Here is a 16870-nt window from a genome sequence, read left to right as displayed (position 1 = left end):
GTAGAACAACCACGGACGCTGCATGCGCCAGGACCCTGACATTCTCTGGATCGATACCCCCAATGCACTGAACGACGCCTGTGCCGCTCTAAGCGGCGCGGACGTGCTGGCATTGGACACCGAATTCTTTCGTGAATCGACCTTCCATCCCGTGCCGGCGCTGGTTCAGCTCTATGCCGGTGAAACGGTCTACCTGATCGATCCCGTGGCGGTGTCGGCCACGCCGGCCCTCCAGGACTTGCTGGCCTCGGGCCCGCTGAAGGTTATCCATGCCTCCAGCGAGGACATCGAGGTCATCGCCAGTTGGGCAGGGGTGACCGTGTCGCCGCTGGTCGATACCCAGATCGCCCAGGCCCTGTTGGGCGAAGACCCTGCCATGGGATATCAGCGGCTGGTCGAACATTGGACCGGCGAGGTATTGCCCAAGGACGAGACGCGCTCCGACTGGCTGATACGCCCCTTGAGCGAGGCTCAATGTCGTTATGCCGCACTGGATGTGGTGCACCTGTTGCACGTCTGGCAAGCCCAGCGCGACGCTCTGGAACGCCTAGGGCGCTTGGCCTGGCTGCAGGCCGAGTGCGATCTACTGGTGGTGCAGGCTGGCCGGGACAGTGATAGCGATGGCCAATGGTATTTACGCAACCGTCAGTTATGGCGCCTGGCGCCTCGTCAGATCGATGCCTACCGGCGCATGACGGCCTGGCGTGAGGCGGAAGCGCGCAAGCGCGACAAGCCGCGCGGATGGCTGATCAATGACAAGCTGCTGTTTGCCATAGCCGAGAAAATGCCGGCCAACCGCTACGAGCTGGCGGCGATCGAAGGCCTCAAACCGGCCGTGGTGAAGCGTGAAGGCGACGTATTGTTGGAGCTGATCAGGCAGGCCCATCATGCAGACGATGACGAGCTGCCCGAAGCGCTGCCCTCGCCGATGGGGAATGGCTTCAAGAAACGCCTCAAGGCCTTGAAGCGGGTGGTCAATGACGAAGCGGATTCGCTAGGCGTGGCTCCCGAGCTGCTGATGCGGCGCCGTGATCTAGAAGCGTTGGTTACGGCGGATCTCCTGGATCGGCCGCTGCCTCTGCCGCAAGGGTGGCGCGGTGAGCGCTTGGCGGATCCGCTCCGGGCTGCACTTGAAGAACGGGAAACGACGTCATGATGAATGGCCGTGTGCTATGCGAAATATTTCGAAGCCCCCGCAAGGAGGAGATGTACCTCTACATCGACAAGCGCCAGGGGCTGGAAGCGGTTCCCGACGCGTTGCTGGAGCGGTTCGGCAAGCCCCAGGCCGTCATGACGCTATTGCTCGATCCGAACAAACCGCTGGCGCGCGCACGGTCGGCGGATATCATCGCCGCCATTCGTGAAAAGGGGTTCTACCTGCAGATGCCACCGGGGAAGGAGCCGTACATGCTCGACCTGTATCGCACGCCCACCGAAGCTCGCTATTGATCGTGATGCGTGAACGGTTCTGGGAACGGTACTCACTCGACGAGATGACCGACGAAGAGTGGGAAGTCCTCTGCGACGGGTGTGGGCAATGCTGTCTGCTCAAGCTCGAGGAGGAGGATACTGGCCAGGTCGCGGTGCTCAACGTGGCCTGCGAGCTGCTCGACATAGCGAGCTGTCAGTGCAGCGATTATGCCAATCGCTTCGCCAAGGTGCCTGGCTGTACCAAGCTGACCCCAGGTATGGTCGGCCAGTTGCAATGGCTTCCCCACTCCTGTGCTTATCGACGCGTTCATGAAGGGCGCAAGTTGGCGGCCTGGCATCCGCTATTGAGTGGCGACGCGCAGCGCATGCATCGCAAGGGAGTCAGTGTGAGAAGTTTCGCCATCCCCCAGCAGCAGGTCCCCGAGGAGGAACTCGAGGACCATATCATTGCCATCCTGCCTATCGATTGATCGGCTGAAGGGGGAGCACCGTATGCTGTGGCTGTGGTGCCGCCCCTTCGATCGCCCCCACCCTTACGCCAAGCCAAGTGCCCAAAGGATATAAGCGTCCTGTCGGGCATTGTCGTGCCAGGCCTTGAAGCGGCCCGAGGCACCGCCATGACCGGCGGCCATGTCAGTCCTCAGCACCACCGGGCCTCGGGCGCTACCCAGTTCGGTCAAGCGGGCATAGAGCTTGGCCGGCTCCCAGTAGGGCACTCGCGAATCGTGCCAACTACCCTGCAGGAACACGCTGGGGTAAGGCTGCGCTGATAGATTGTCGAGTGGGGAATAGGCCCCGATGCGTCGCCTTACCGCCGGTTCATCGGGGTTCCCCCATTCCGTGTATTCCGCCGTCGTCAGCGGTAGATCGGGGTTTTCCATGGTGCGCAGGACGTCGACGAACGGCACGTCCAGTACCGCGGCACAAAATGCCTCGGGGGCCAGGTTGAGGCTGGCGCCCACCAATAGTCCGCCCGCACTGGCGCCATAGGCGGCAATACGCGAACCATCGGACAGCCCCGCCTCGACCAGGGCGTCTCGGGCAGCCAGGAAGTCGCGGAAGCTGTTTTCCTTGTGTTCCAGCTTGCCGGCCAGATACCACGGCTCACCCCGGTCGCCGCCGCCGCGGACATGCGCCACGGCGAAGGCCACGCCGCGTTCGAGCAGTTCGAGCCTGGCCACCGAGAACCAGGGATCCAGCACCTCGCCATAAGCGCCGTAACCGTATAGCAGGGTGGGCAAGGGTGCTTGACCCAAGCGATCGGCACGCGCCACGACCGAGACGGGGATGCGCTCGCCGTCATGGGCGGTTGCCCAGATTCGCTGACAGACGAGTTGCTCCGGTTGCAGGTCCCCGAGAATCGGCTGGACCTTGAGCAGCCGGCGCTCGCCGCTATCGAGATCATGCTCGATCCAGCGGACCGGTAGTGTGAAGGATTCCTCGCGAAGACGTAGCTTGCGGACATCGAAATGGGGCGTGTCGCCCAGCATCAGGCTACACGGTGCTTCGGGAAGGGGGAGTCGCTCATCGCGTACCACATGGTGCGTATTGTCGAGCTCTATCACCCGCAGATGAACCTGGGCCTGGTCGTGGTCGCGCTCGGTGAGCACGAGTCCCCAGGCGAAGGCATCGAGGCCCTCGAGGGTCTGGTTGTTGCGGTGTGCGACCAGGGGCTGCCACTCGCCCTCGGCGTCCTCCGGTACGGTATCGAGCTGGAAGTGGGTGGCCCCATCACGGTTATGAAGTAGATAGAACACGCCTGGGCGATGGTCGATGCCGTACTCGACCCCTGTTTCGCGAGGCAGAAAGCAGCGAGGTTGTACATCTGGTGTTTGCGCGGGGATCAGGTGCGATTCCGAGGTGTCCTTGGAGGCGCTCTCGATAACCAGCCAGGCCCGTGAACGGGTCTTGCCCAAGCCGACCCAGAACTCGGGGTCGGCTTCATGAAAGACCAGGCGGGGCGCATCGTCTAGATGATCGATCGCCAATTGCCAGACGCTTTCGGGGCGTTGGGTCGCGTCGTAGCGGGTAAAGATCAGCGTACGATTGTCCTCGGCCCAGGTCAGCTCAGGGCCGATATCCCCCAGCAGGCGGCGGGGTTCGCCATCGGGCAGACGCTTGAGAAACAGTTCGAAGTATTCGTTGCCTTGAGTGTCCTCGGTCCATGCCAGCCACGCTTCGTCGGGAGAAATGGCCATATCCCCGAGCTCGAGGAAGCTATGCTCGCGCGCTCGTGCCTCCAGATCGAGGAATCGCTGTGGCTGGTTCGCGTTCCCGTTGGGATGGCGCCACCATACGGGGTAATCGGCATCGGCCGCCGTTTCACTCCAGTAGGTATAATGATCCAGCGGCGCCGACAGCCCCTTGACCGCCAATTCACGGCGTGACAAATGGCCGGTATACAGGGATTCGACCAGTGGCTCCAACGGAGCGAACCACTGACTGAATTGCGCATTGGCGGCTTCCAGGAAGGCGGTAACCTGGGGATCGTCACGATCCTCGAGCCAGTGCCATTCTGGATCGTCTTCACGCCGAAATGCGTCAACGGGGCGCGTGCCTTGCGTGGGAACGACGTTGTGTTCGGGCGGCTGTGCTTTCATGTGGTGCGGTGTACCATGTTGCGTATTGCATGTGCGATTCGTACATGCACAAGCCTAGTCATGCCAGGAGGCCTGCATGTTGATATCCGATTCAATGCCGTTACTTTGGCTGATTTATGGCCTATTGTCGCTGATAGTCTTGGTGACGGGGTATTTCGGCATTCGGTTCCTGCCGCTACTGCCGCGCCTGGTGATTACAGGAGTGGTGGCCGGGGCCATATGGATGCCTTCGCGCTTCACGATCTCGCTGATCGAGGAAGGTGAGACCTATAGCGGACTGGCGCCCGCCGTCGTCGTGGCAGGTATCGCATTCCTCCAGAAAGACGGCGGGACATTTGCCACCGCCTTTACCCTGGTCGCCTTGGCCATGGCGGTAGGGGCGGCAACCGGGGTGGCCTTGTGGTGGCTATGGCGACGTCGCAACGATGACGACACCCGGAACAGGGATGATCGAGGGACGCCGAAACGCTCGGAAACTTCCGAGCAGCGGCGTCGTGAGCCAGTGATGGGTTAAGGGGAAAGCATGCGCGTCTTGTTGGGGCTTGGTCTGTATTGCCTGATGTTATTGTCGCTTCCCGTCGTTGCCCAGCAGGAGGCATCCGAGCAGCAGCCCGATGTTCGCGTCATCTTCGATGTCTCGGGTAGCATGAAGGAGAACGATCCCGAGCAGCTTAGCGGTAGCGCGCTGGAGCTGCTTGCGGCCCTGCTCCCTGCCGAGGGGCGAGGCGGCGTTTGGACGTTCGGGGAAACGGTCGACAATCCGCTGCCAGTGGACGAGGTGGATGGCGAATGGCGAGAACAGGCCCTATCGCTTGCGACCTCCCTGGCCAACTATCAACAGTTCACCGATATCGAAGCTGCCATTCGTCAGGCCAGCCAGTCGCCAGGCCGTGGTCGGCGTCATCTGGTGCTATTGACGGATGGGGTCATCGACGTGCCTGCCGAAGGCCAGGACAAGGCGGCGCAGGATGCCCAGTCGCGGGCTCGCTTGTTGAACGAGGTCGCACCCCGGTTGGCCGAAGAGGATGTCGTGATTCACGCAGTTGCCTTTTCGCCCGATGCCGACCTGGCTCTTGTCGAGCAGATGGCGCAGCAAACCGGGGGGCTGGCAACGCTGGCGGAGTCTTCCGAATCCCTGTTGCGTGCCTTCCTCAGCATTCTCGAGCGTATCTATCCAGTGGATCAGGTACCCCTCGACGCGCAGGGACGCTTCACCATCGATGAAGGGGTCGATTCGTTCTCCGCGCTGCTCTTCCATGAGCCCGATGCACCGCCGCTGACCCTGATCGACCCCGAGGGCCGGCGCTACCAGGCAGAAGATCGACCCGATGCCCAGCGCTGGCAGAGCGAATCCCGCTTCGATCTGATTACGATACCCTCGCCGCAGCAGGGTGTATGGCGCGTCGAGGGCGAGTTCGGCAGCGATAGCCGTATCAGTGTCGACTCATCGTTGGTGCTGCAGACGTCCGAGCTTCCCCCCACGCTCTATCTGGGGTTCGACCTGCCTCTCACGGTGTGGCTGGCCAGAGAGGAAGAGCGACTCCAGGGCGATGCATTGCCCGAGGACATCGAGATCCGTGCCGAACTTCAGGATCCCGATGGCGAAGCCCAATCAGGCGTCAGCCTGGAGCAGAGTGACGGCCGTTTCGAGGGGACGTTACCTGCCCCCGCATTGGTCGGTAATGCGCGCCTGGTGGTCTCTGCAGAGAGTGAGGCGTTCCAGCGTCAGCGTATCCAGGCGGCCAATGTCGTACCGGCGATCAGTGCGCAGCTCGACGATGAGCGCAGCCGGGTCATGCTGAGTGCCGAGCACCCGCGGCTCGATGTCGATAACACCGAGCCGCGGGCGGAACTTCAGGGCGAAACCCTGGACGTGCAGGCGGAGGGCGAGGCCCGCTGGCGGATCGTGCTGCCCGAGCTCGACCCCACCATCAGCGTTCCCCTGTTGCTCAATGCTAGCGTGACGCTGGATGGCGAGACGCGGGAGATCCGTCTGCCTCGCCTGATGCTCAACCCCAACGGAGAGATCACCTTGGGGGAGGCCCGTATCGATGGGGCCAACGTGCAGTCGCAGCCGCTGGGAGGCGAATTGGATGAGGCGCCGGCAGAGGAGCCAGAGCAGGAGCTGGCCGATCGTATCGTCTCGGCCATCAATGCGATTCCACGCCGTGCCCAGTCATTCCTGGAAGAAGCGGCACCGGGCGTTCAGCGCGTGGCTCGCGAACATGGTGACGATCCCCGCCTCTGGATCCTGCTGGCCTTGCCGCTGCTGTTCCTGTTTCTGATCGTCAAGCTCTGGCGGCGTTTCGTTTCGCGTCGACATGGTAAGCGACGGCGAGTGGAGGAACCGCATGTGTGAGTTACTGGGCATGAGCGCCAACGTGCCCACGGATATCTGTTTCAGCTTGACGGGGTTTCTCGAGCGGGGCGGTGGCTGTGGCCCTCATCGTGACGGCTGGGGAATCGCCTTCTATGAGGAAGGCGGTTACCGTGAATTTCGCGATCCCCACCCATCCGTTCACTCGCCGATAGCCAGGCTGATACGCGACTATCCCATCAAGTCGCACGTGGTGATCAGTCACATCCGCCAGGCCAATGTCGGGCAGGTACGGCTGGCCAATACGCATCCTTTCTCGCGTGAGATGTGGGGACGACAGTGGTGCTATGCCCATAACGGTCAGCTACAGGGCTGGCAGGACTTGCCACTCTCTTACTACCAACCGATCGGCGAGACCGACAGCGAACATGCCTTTTGTCATCTCCTGGGTGAATTGCGCCGTCGTTTCGCTTCGCCGCCCGAGTCTCCCCGGGAGTTATGGGATGTGTTGCACGGGCTGTGCGAACGGATGCGTGGCCTTGGGGTCTTCAACCTGCTGCTTTCCGACGGTCAGCATCTGTATACCTACTGCGCCACGAAACTGGTTCACATCACGCGTCGCGCCCCCTTCGGCAAGGCGCACCTCAGTGATGCCGAACTCAGCGTCGACTTCGTCGAGCACACGACCGAACAGGACGTCGTCTCTGTATTGGCGACCGAGCCATTGACCGATAACGAATCATGGCATCGCATGGTGCCGGGTGAGCTTCTCGTCTGGCGAGACGGAGAGATACTGGCACGTCTGGGTGCCTTCGAAGGTTAGGCATCGTCGGCCTAGGGCGTGAACTTGTTCTTACTGAAAACACTCATAGGCTTATGAGGTAAGGCGTCTTTACCAAAAGGTTCAATCGATAGTTTCAATCGTTCGTTTTAGACTGCGGCCAAGAACAAGATACACGACGTTGCGGACGCCATGATCGCGGAGACCAATCAATGAATGAGCACGCCACCGACCCGATTCTTGTCGGTCAACCCCTGGAAGGGCTCGAGCAGTATTCCTCGGTAATGGACGTCTTTCAGACTTCCGTGGAGCGTTACGGAGATCGTCCGGCTTTCACCTGCATGGGCCAGACTCTGAGCTACACGGAGCTGGACCGTCAGACCCAACATTTTGCCGCCTGGCTGCAGCACGAGACCGATCTGGAGCCGGGTGATCGAATAGCCATCCAGTTGCCCAACGTGCTGCAATTTCCTGTGGCCGTGTTCGGTGCCTTGCGTGCGGGATTGATCGTGGTCAATACCAATCCGCTGTACACCGAACGAGAGATGGCCCACCAGTTCAAGGATTCCGGTGCCAAGGCGATCCTCATCCTGGCCAATATGGCCGCCAAGGTGGAGAAGATCCTCGACCGGACGGATATCAAGCATGTGCTGGTCACTGAGCTGGGGGACATGCATGGCTTCCCCAAGCGTCAACTGATCAATACCGTGGTCAAGTACGTCAAGAAGATGGTGCCCGCCTATTCACTTCCCATGGCGGTGTCGTTCCGCCAGGCATTGGTCAAAGGGCAGGGGTTGTCCCATCAGGACGTGTCTCGCCAAGCCGAGGACGTGGCAGCACTGCAATATACCGGCGGGACTACCGGGCGCGCCAAGGGCACCATGCTGACCCACCGCAATCTCATCGCCAACATGTTCCAGGCGCGTGAGGCGATCGGTCCCGCGTTGGCAGATGGCAACGAGACGATCATTGCGCCCTTGCCGGTCTACCATATCTATACCTTTACGGTGAATTGCCTATTCATGGTCGAAACCGGCAATCACTCGGTCCTGATCACCAATCCCCGGGATCTCGAAGGTTTCGTCAAGGAACTCAAGAAATACCGTTTTTCGGGCTTCATTGGGCTGAATACCCTGTTCAATGCGTTATGCAATCGTGACGACTTCCGTCAGCTCGACTTCTCGCAGCTCAAGCTGACCATTTCGGGGGGGATGGCGCTGACCAAGGCGGCGGCTCAGCGCTGGGAGGAGGTTACCGGCTGTCCCGTCGCAGAGGGTTACGGCATGACCGAGACCTCGCCGATCGTCTCGTTCAATCCCGTCGACGCAATCCAGCTCGGGACCATCGGCAAGCCGGTCGCGGGTACCTCGGTCAAGGTCATCGACGATGACGGCAACATGCTGCCACTCGGCGAGCCGGGCGAGCTTTGCGTGCAAGGGCCCCAGGTCATGAAAGGCTACTGGAACCTGCCCGAGGAAACCCAAAAGGCCATCGATGCCGACGGCTGGATCCGCACCGGTGATGTCGCCGTACTTCAGGACGATGGGTACATCCGTATCGTGGATCGCAAGAAAGACCTGATCATCGTCTCGGGCTTCAACGTCTACCCCAATGAGATCGAGGATGTCGTCACCGGTCATCCAGATGTCGTCGAAGCGGCTGCCGTGGGGATACCCGACGACAATGCCGGCGAGGCCATCAAGTTGTTCGTGGTGTCGCGTAATCCCGAACTGGATGCCGAGACGTTGCGCGCCTGGTGCAAGAAGGAACTGACCGGCTACAAGGTACCGAAATTCGTCGAATTCCGAGATGAACTGCCCAAGACCAACGTAGGCAAGGTGTTGCGTCGCGAGCTTCGCGACGGCCCTGCGCCGACGCGCGAGTCCTGAACTCGACGGGCCGATTAGGCAGCGTCTAGCAGCTAGCGGTACACTATCTGCCCGCCCCAAGTTCGGGGCGGGCAGGTTTCGTTATTGATGAGGATGTCTTGAGCACCACGAAACGCCCACCCCCCAATGCCGATCTTTCTCGTCTGGATGCGCTACGGTCTCGTCTGGGCGACTGCCTGTTGCGCGATGCAAATGAATTTCAGCGGCGGCTGGCGGGGCTCGCGCGCCGCGCCAGGGAGGGCAAGCCGGTCGACCGGGCCTTGAACGAGATCGAGCGCCGTCTGGAGAAGTCCCACGCTCTGCTCGAGCGGCGTCTGGCCTTGCCGGTACGCCTGGAGTACCCCGCCGAACTGCCCGTGGCAGAGCGCCGCGACGACATCATCGAGGCTCTGCGTGAGAATCAGGTCGTGGTCGTTGCGGGGGAGACCGGCTCGGGTAAGACGACGCAGCTACCCAAGCTGTGCCTTGAGCTGGGGCTGGGACGTCGCGGATTGATCGGCCACACGCAGCCCCGGCGTCTGGCGGCACGCTCAGTGGCGACTCGCCTGGCTGAAGAGTTGGCTGTCCCCCTTGGCGAGCAGGTCGGTTATCAGGTGCGCTTCACCGACCACACGGCCGACACGACGCTGGTCAAGCTGATGACCGACGGGATATTGCTGGCCGAGACCCAGCACGATCCCGACCTCAGCCGTTACGAAGCGATCATCATCGATGAGGCCCATGAGCGCAGCCTCAACATCGATTTCCTGCTCGGCTATCTCAAGCGCCTGACCGCCCGCCGGCCCGATCTCAAGATCATTATTACCTCGGCGACCATCGACGTGGCGCGGTTCTCGCGGCATTTCGGCACCCAAGCCGCCGATGGGACCGAGCGACCGGCCCCGGTGGTGGAAGTGTCGGGGCGTGCCTATCCGGTCGAGGTGCACTACCGGCCGCTCTTGCGTGAAGAGGCTGACGAGGAAGACCGTACCCTGCAGGAAGGTATCCTGCATGCGGTGGAGGAGATCGAAGCCATCGAGCGCGAGAAGCGCTGGTTCCATGGGCCACGTGACGTGCTCATCTTCCTGCCAGGTGAGCGAGAAATTCGCGAGACCGCAGATACCCTGCGACGTGCCGACCTGCGCCAGACCGAGATATTGCCGTTGTATGCGCGGCTCTCCAATGCCGAGCAGAACCGGGTGTTCCAATCCCACACCGGGCGACGCATCGTGCTTTCGACCAACGTGGCCGAGACGTCCCTGACCGTACCGGGCATCCGTTACGTGATCGATCCCGGCCTGGTGCGAATCAGTCGTTACAGCTACCGCGCCAAGGTCCAGCGTCTGCCCATCGAACCGGTCAGCCAGGCCAGTGCGGACCAACGCAAGGGGCGCTGTGGGCGTATCGCCGAAGGGGTGTGTATCCGCCTCTACAGCGAGGAGGATTACCTGGCCCGTCCGGCCTTCACCGAGCCGGAAATCCAGCGTACCAATCTCGCCTCGGTGATCCTGTCGATGCTGTCGCTGCGATTGGGCGACATCGAGGCCTTCCCATTCGTCGATGCCCCCGACCCACGCTTCATCAAGGATGGCTTCCGCCTGCTGTTCGAGCTTGGCGCAGTGGATGAGGGTGAGCGCATGACCGATGTCGGCCGACGGCTGGCGCGGCTGCCCATCGATCCGCGTCTTGCGCGCATGTTGTTGGCGGGCGCGCAGGAAGAGTGCCTTCGTGATGTGCTGATCGTGGTCTCGGCACTGGCCGTGCAGGATCCACGCGATCGCCCGGCCGAGAAGCGCCAGGCCGCCGATCAGGCCCACAAGCGTTGGGACGACCCCGAATCCGATTTCGTCGCTTGGCTGAATCTGTGGCTGGGTTTCGAGGCCGCACGCGACGAGCTATCGGGCAATCAGTTGCGTCGCTGGTGTCGAGACAACTACCTCAATTACCTGCGGCTGCGTGAGTGGCACGACACATTTCGTCAGCTGCGCCAGGTACTTCGCGACATGGACATTACCGTGCCTGCGGCTGCGCCGCTTGCCGAGGACCCCGAGCTGCGCCAGCGTCAGCGCCGCGAAAGTGGCGCGCGGTTGCACCAGGCACTCCTTACGGGGCTGTTATCGAATATTGGCCAGCTACTCGAAAACCGTGAGTACCTGGGGGCGCGCAATCGCAAGTTCTTCATTCATCCCGGCTCGGGGCTGGCCAAGAAGTCGCCCAAGTGGATCATGGCTGGCGAACTGGTCGAAACCTCCAAGCTGTTCGCGCGTCAGGTAGCGCGCATCGAACCCCAGTGGATCGAGCCGTTGGCTGGGCACCTGGTCAAGCGCAGTTACAGCGAGCCGCATTGGGAGATGAAGCGTGCCCAAGTGGTGGCCTTCGAGCAGGTCACCCTGTTCGGCTTGCCGATCGTCACGAGGCGCAAGGTGCACTACGGCCCGATTGCCCCGGAGGAAGCACGCGAGATATTCATTCGCCGCGCCCTGGTCGAGGGCGAATACCGGACCGATGCAACGTTCTTTGCACATAACCGCGACATGATCGAGCAGGTCGAGGACCTTGAGGACCGCGCACGCAGGCGAGACATTCTGGTCGACGAGGAGACCTTGTTCGCTTTTTACGATCAGCGCATACCCGCCGACATCATCAATGGCAAGGGTTTCGAGCGTTGGCGCAAGCAGGCCGAATCGCAGGATCCGAATATCCTCAAGTTCGATCGTGCGGTACTGATGAGCCGCGAGGCGGACGATGTTACCGAAGAGCAGTACCCCGATGAATTGGTGCTCAACGGCGTGCGCTATCCGCTCAGCTATCATTTCGAGCCCGGGGCTCGTGATGATGGGGTGACGATGACGGTACCTGCCGCGATGTTGTCGCAATTGCCGGTGGCCAGGCTCGAATGGCTGGTGCCGGGGCTGTTGCGTGAGAAGTGCATCGCCTTGCTCAAGTCGTTGCCAAAGTCGATACGTAGACAAGTGGTGCCGATCCCCGACTGGGTGGACGCTGCCCTGGAAACGCTGGTGCCCGACGATGTTCCGCTGACAGCAGCATTGGGCGAATTCCTGCGGGTCAAGACCGGACTGCGTCTGAGCGCCGATGATTGGCGCATCGATCAACTCGAGCCGCATCTGATCATGAACCTTAAAGTGGTCGATCATGAAGGTGGCGTATTGGGAGAAGGGCGCGATCCGGCTGAACTCGAGCGTCGTTTCGCCCATGAGGCCAGCGAAGGTGCGCGTGCGCTCAGTCGAGAGGTGGCAGAACAGGAGGTACTGACCGATCTCCCCGAGGCGGGCCTACCGGAATCTCGTGTCACCACCCAGGCGGGGATCCGGGTCGAGGCCTATCCGGCCTTGGCGGAAACGGGCGGTAGCCTGAGCGTGCAGCTTTTCGAACATCCCGACAAGGCGCGCGAAGCGCACCGACAGGGTATCAAGCGCCTGGCCATGGAGCGATTGCCCAGCCAGGTCCGGCAGCTTCAGCGTCTACCGGGGCTCGACCGCTGTGCGTTGTTGTTCGCCAAGGTGGGCAGCAAGCGCCAGTTGGTCGATGATGTGGTTGAGGCTGCCTTCCTGCAGGTGCTAGCCACCGACCCCTTGCCGCGTTCGCCTCAGGCGCTACAGGAGCGCCTCGACGCCCGGCGCGACGATCTGGTGCCTCATGCTGAGGCCATGGTCGCGACGCTGGAGCAAGCACTCAACGGACATCTCGCTGTGACCAAGGCGTTGAAGGGCAACCTGAGCTTCGCTCTGGCGCTGGTATACAGTGATCTCAAGGCACAGATGACGCGCCTCGTGCACCCTGGATTCGTCTCCGAGGCCGGCGAGTGGCTCGAGCAATACCCGCGCTATATGGACGCTGCACTGATTCGTCTCGAGAAAGCCCCCCGGGAGCGGATGCGTGACCAGGTGATGATGCAAGAGGTCAACGCATTCGAGACACGCCTGGCCGAACGGCGGGAATCGAGCCGTCGGGCAGGTATGGAAGATCCGCGTCTGGTGGAATTCGGCTGGTGGATCGAGGAGCTGCGCGTATCCTTGTTCGCCCAACAGCTCGGTACCCTGATGCCGGTTTCCACCAAGAGACTGGAACGACAGTGGGCGGAGATTACCGGCCGCCACTAGCGGCGGCCTGCGTACTGCCGATAGAGAATCAAGGCGGACACCATGCCGCCGTTGGGAGACACCATGACACATGCGGTGATTACCGGTACCGGGCTTTATACGCCCGAGCACGCCATCGACAACGATGCCCTTGTTGCCACCTTCAACACATGGGTGGACAGAGAGAACGAGCGACACGCCAAGGCCATCGAGGCTGGCGAACGTCAACCACTCGCCTATTCGAGCACCGAATTCATCGTCAAGGCGTCGGGTATACATAGCCGCTACGTCCTCGACGCCGAGGGTATCCTCGACCCCGAGCGCATGCGGCCAAGGCTGCCCGCACGCAGCAATGATCAGCCATCGATCCAGTGCGAGATGGGCCTGTCAGCGGCCCAAGAGGCCCTGCAGCGTGCCGGCGTGAGTGCTCAGGATATCGATCTAGTGATCGTGGCCTGCTCCAACCTCGAACGGCCCTATCCGGCCGTCGCGGTGGAGTTGCAGAATGCCTTGGGCACCGGGGGTTATGCCTTCGACATGAACGTGGCCTGCAGTTCGGCCACCTTTGCCATCGATACCGCCGCCAATGCCATTCGATCGGGCAACATTCAGCGTGCTCTGGTGGTCAGCCCGGAGATATGCTCGGCCCATCTCAACTTCCGCGACCGGGATTCCCATTTCATTTTTGGCGATGCCTGCACTGCCGTGGTGATCGAATCCGCCAAGGTGGCGTCTGCCGAATCGCGCTTCGAGATTCTGGGTACTCGCCTGGCAACGCGCTTTTCGAATGCCATTCGCAACAATGCCGGCTTCCTCAACCGGATCACCGACAGCGATCCCTTGGCGGAAGACAAGCTTTTCGTCCAGGAAGGGCGGCGGGTCTTCAAGGAGGTCTGTCCGCTGGTGGCCGAACTCATCAATGAGCATCTCGATTCCCTTGGCTTGCAAGGTCCAAAGCTCTCGCGCTTGTGGCTACACCAGGCCAACCGACACATGAACGATCTGATCGGCCGTCGGGTATTGGGTACCGAGCCCACCCCGGAACAGGCGCCGATCATTCTCGACCGCTATGCCAATACCAGCTCGGCAGGCTCGATCATCGCTTTCCACTTGCACAGAGACGATCTCGCGGTAGGTAGTATGGGGGTGGTGTGTTCCTTCGGTGCGGGCTACAGTGCCGGCTGCGTCGTGGTGCGCCGGATCTGAGCGGATCGATACCGCCAAGGCAACCAAGAACCATAACGAAACGACATGACTAGCGAGTGGTGAGCCTGATGACTGGCAGGGAAGGGAAGGGCGGCAGAAGGGGAGTTCGGCGCTACTGGCCGGCGTTAGCCGGTGCCATCTTGATCATGAGCGGTTGTGCCGGGCAACAGACAATGGAACGCAACCCCGACGACCCATGGGAGGGGTTCAATCGTCGGGTCTATACGTTCAATGATGCGCTCGACCGGGCGGTTCTGAAACCGGTGGCGCGGGGCTACGTGGCGATCACGCCCGAGCCGGTGCAGTCGGGTGTCGGTAACTTCTTCTCGAACCTGGGCGAGATTCGCACCACCCTCAATAGCCTGCTGCAAGGCAAGCCGGCCAATGCCGGTCGATCCGGTGGACGCTTCATCATCAATACGACCCTGGGGGTCGGGGGGCTCTTTGATGTCGCTACCCGCATGGATATTACCGCGCGTGAAGAGGACTTCGGTCAAACCCTGGGTGTCTGGGGCCTGGGCGAAGGTCCTTTCCTGATGCTTCCATTGCTGGGCCCGAGCACCGTGCGGGACACCGGCGGCTTACCTTTCGACATGGCCACCTACCCGACGACCTATATCGAGGACGATGCCGTACGCTACTCACTCCTGGCGCTACGCGTCATCGACTTGCGTGCCGGTCTACTCGAACAGGAAGACCTGATCAGCGGAGATCGTTACGCTTTCATCCGCGATACCTACCTGCAACGGCGCCGCTTCGAAGTGAGTGACGGCGAGTTGGGCGACGATCCCTTCGCCAGCGACGACTACGAGTTCGACTACGACGATGACGCGTTTGCCGAATGAGGCAGGGAGCGAAATCCCATGGCTAGCCCACGTGTGTTGATCGGAGTCATCGACCGGCCCGGTAGCGAGCGCGACGCCTTGGCAGAGACCATCGCCAAGGGGCGCTTTGCCGTCGTTTGCGCCGAACGCCCCGAACACTTGCCTGACGAGACGGCCTTGATCGTGGCGCATGCCCGTGCCGTGCCCAGCCAGGAGTGGCCGGGGCTTGCCGCACATCGACCGGCCATGGTCGTCAGCGATTCGAGGCTCGACAGCAATCTGCTCAAGGCGGTGGATGCCGGACTGGTCGATTACATTGTCGAGCCGTTGCGGCATGGTGAGATTCTGCGCCACATGATCAGCAAGGTCATCGAGAACCGACGCTTGGCGGATGAACACGCTCGGGATCGGGAACGGCTGGCTGAACTCAACGAGAGTCTCGAGACCCACCTGGCCATGCTGCGCCTGGACCAGCAGACAGGCGGTCAGATCCAGCGTCGTATGTTGCCGCCCCAACCCTTGACCCTGTCGGGCGTGACGCTCGACTACTGGCTGGCCCCATCGCTCTATTTGTCAGGGGATTTCTTCGATTTTCAGCGCTATGACGATGACTACAGCGTGTTCTACTTTGCCGACGTCTCCGGACATGGGGCGTCATCGGCGTTCGTCACGGTGCTGCTCAAGTACCTGTGCAATCGCTGGTTGGCGGAGTGGGACGGCAAGGATCCCGAGCGGCTGCCGGCAAGATGGCTTTCCGACCTCAATCGGGAGTTGCTCGATACCGGAATCGGCAAGCACGCGACGTTGCTGGTTGGAGTGATCGATCATGAAGAGGGCCATCTGTATTACTCCCTAGGCGCTCAGTTGCCCATGCCATTGATGGTGTCGGGCGGCGAGGTTCGGGTATTGAAGGGCGAGGGAATGCCGGTTGGCCTGTTTCCGGGAGTGGAGTATCCTTGTCTGGATTGTGCACTGCCGCAGAACTTTCGCCTATGGATGTGTTCTGACGGTGTGCTGGAGTGTCTGCCGGGCGAAACGCTCGACATTCGGCTCAAGGAACTTGAGCGTCTCGTGTTGGCCTGTGACAGCGTGGCCGCACTGAGGGAGGCACTGGCATTGAAGAATCCCACAGACGGTGACGACGACACCGGTGGCTATTCTCCTGGCCATGACGACCTTCCCGATGACCTGACGATCATGACGTTGAGCGGATTTGACGATGATAAACCATGAAGGACGGTTGAAGGCGGCATACGACTCCGGCGTATTCGTCCTCAAACTCTGCGGTGACGTGCGGTTGACACTTTGCGCGACACTCGACAACCAGGCTCAGCGCCTGGCCGGCACCCCCGGACTCAAGGCCGTGATGATCGATCTTCGCGATGCCACCAATGTCGATTCGACGGCGTTGGGTTTTCTTGCCAAGGTCGCCATGGCGGTGCAGGGCAAACTGGAACAGCCGCCGACGATCGTGGCCGACCATCCCGATATCCGCCGTATGCTCGATGTGATGGGGTTCTCGCACTTCTTCACCGTGGTCGAGTCGCCCCTCACCGAGCCGTCAACGTTGGCGGATCTGCCCCAGGTGGAAGCCGATGAAGCCGGAATGCAAAAGCGTATTCTGGAAGCGCATCGCATCCTGATGCACATGAACGACCATAATCGCGAGCAGTTTCAGCCGTTGGTGGAACTGCTCGAATCCCAGCAGCACGACCCCGTGCAGTGACCTGGCCGATAGCGAAC

General features: G+C 61.4%; 13 protein-coding genes. 12 read left to right on the top strand and 1 reads right to left on the bottom strand.

From position 1 onward, the window contains the following. The first annotated feature begins 22 nt into the window (after positions 1 to 22). The 3 genes from rnd to JH15_RS03770 are packed head-to-tail and all read left to right on the top strand — an operon-like array spanning position 23 to position 1901. Positions 23 to 1156: a ribonuclease D gene (gene rnd / locus JH15_RS03780; RefSeq protein ID WP_043527155.1), complete on the top strand. Its 1134-nt coding sequence runs from the start codon at positions 23 to 25 to the stop codon at positions 1154 to 1156. Beyond that, a complete protein-coding gene (locus tag JH15_RS03775) occupies positions 1156 to 1449 on the top strand; it encodes a YcgL domain-containing protein (RefSeq protein WP_043527153.1) in 294 nt (97 codons plus the stop codon). Before rnd ends, JH15_RS03775 begins: the two co-directional genes overlap by 1 nt. A gap of 5 nt (positions 1450 to 1454) precedes the next feature. Next, on the top strand, positions 1455 to 1901 hold the full coding sequence (locus tag JH15_RS03770; RefSeq protein ID WP_043527150.1) for a YcgN family cysteine cluster protein: 447 nt from the start codon (positions 1455 to 1457) through the stop codon (positions 1899 to 1901). Between the two features lie 63 nt (positions 1902 to 1964). Here the strand turns inward: JH15_RS03770 and JH15_RS03765 are convergent, their stop codons facing one another. Beyond that, the gene (locus tag JH15_RS03765; protein ID WP_043527147.1) at positions 1965 to 4031 is read right to left on the bottom strand and encodes a S9 family peptidase; all 2067 of its coding nucleotides are present in this window, start codon (positions 4029 to 4031) and stop codon (positions 1965 to 1967) included. 76 nt (positions 4032 to 4107) lie between these two features. On the opposite strand from JH15_RS03765, the gene JH15_RS03760 reads away from it, so the two are divergent. From JH15_RS03760 to JH15_RS03720, 9 genes are all read left to right on the top strand, one after another. After that, entirely contained in the window at positions 4108 to 4545 is a 438-nt protein-coding gene (locus JH15_RS03760; RefSeq protein WP_043527145.1) for a hypothetical protein, read from the top strand. A 9-nt stretch (positions 4546 to 4554) separates the two neighbouring features. After that, complete coding sequence (locus JH15_RS03755) at positions 4555 to 6390, top strand: VWA domain-containing protein (RefSeq protein WP_052383879.1); 1836 nt, start codon at positions 4555 to 4557, stop codon at positions 6388 to 6390. Further along, positions 6383 to 7171 (top strand): class II glutamine amidotransferase, encoded by a 789-nt coding sequence (locus JH15_RS03750; RefSeq protein ID WP_043527142.1) that lies wholly within the window; start codon positions 6383 to 6385, stop codon positions 7169 to 7171. The genes JH15_RS03755 and JH15_RS03750 overlap by 8 nt, the downstream gene beginning before the upstream one ends. A 170-nt stretch (positions 7172 to 7341) precedes the next feature. Continuing rightward, positions 7342 to 9018 (top strand): AMP-binding protein, encoded by a 1677-nt coding sequence (locus tag JH15_RS03745; protein WP_043527140.1) that lies wholly within the window; start codon positions 7342 to 7344, stop codon positions 9016 to 9018. 98 nt (positions 9019 to 9116) lie between these two features. Further along, complete coding sequence (gene hrpA, locus JH15_RS03740; RefSeq protein ID WP_043527137.1) at positions 9117 to 13118, top strand: ATP-dependent RNA helicase HrpA; 4002 nt, start codon at positions 9117 to 9119, stop codon at positions 13116 to 13118. A 63-nt stretch (positions 13119 to 13181) separates the two neighbouring features. Beyond that, positions 13182 to 14303, top strand: coding sequence for a beta-ketoacyl-ACP synthase III (locus JH15_RS03735; protein ID WP_043528754.1), 1122 nt, complete (start codon positions 13182 to 13184; stop codon positions 14301 to 14303). 146 nt (positions 14304 to 14449) lie between these two features. After that, entirely contained in the window at positions 14450 to 15148 is a 699-nt protein-coding gene (locus JH15_RS03730) for an MlaA family lipoprotein (protein WP_231566391.1), read from the top strand. Between the two features lie 18 nt (positions 15149 to 15166). Then, positions 15167 to 16360: a PP2C family protein-serine/threonine phosphatase gene (locus tag JH15_RS03725; RefSeq protein ID WP_043527132.1), complete on the top strand. Its 1194-nt coding sequence runs from the start codon at positions 15167 to 15169 to the stop codon at positions 16358 to 16360. Beyond that, positions 16347 to 16853 carry an STAS domain-containing protein gene (locus JH15_RS03720; protein ID WP_043527128.1) on the top strand — a complete coding sequence of 169 codons (507 nt, stop codon included), beginning with the start codon at positions 16347 to 16349 and terminating at the stop codon, positions 16851 to 16853. Before JH15_RS03725 ends, JH15_RS03720 begins: the two co-directional genes overlap by 14 nt. Positions 16854 to 16870: the final 17 nt, after the last annotated feature.

Source organism: Litchfieldella xinjiangensis (assembly GCF_000759345.1).
GTDB lineage: Bacteria > Pseudomonadota > Gammaproteobacteria > Pseudomonadales > Halomonadaceae > Litchfieldella_A > Litchfieldella_A xinjiangensis.
This window is presented reverse-complemented; position numbering and strand designations above follow the sequence as displayed.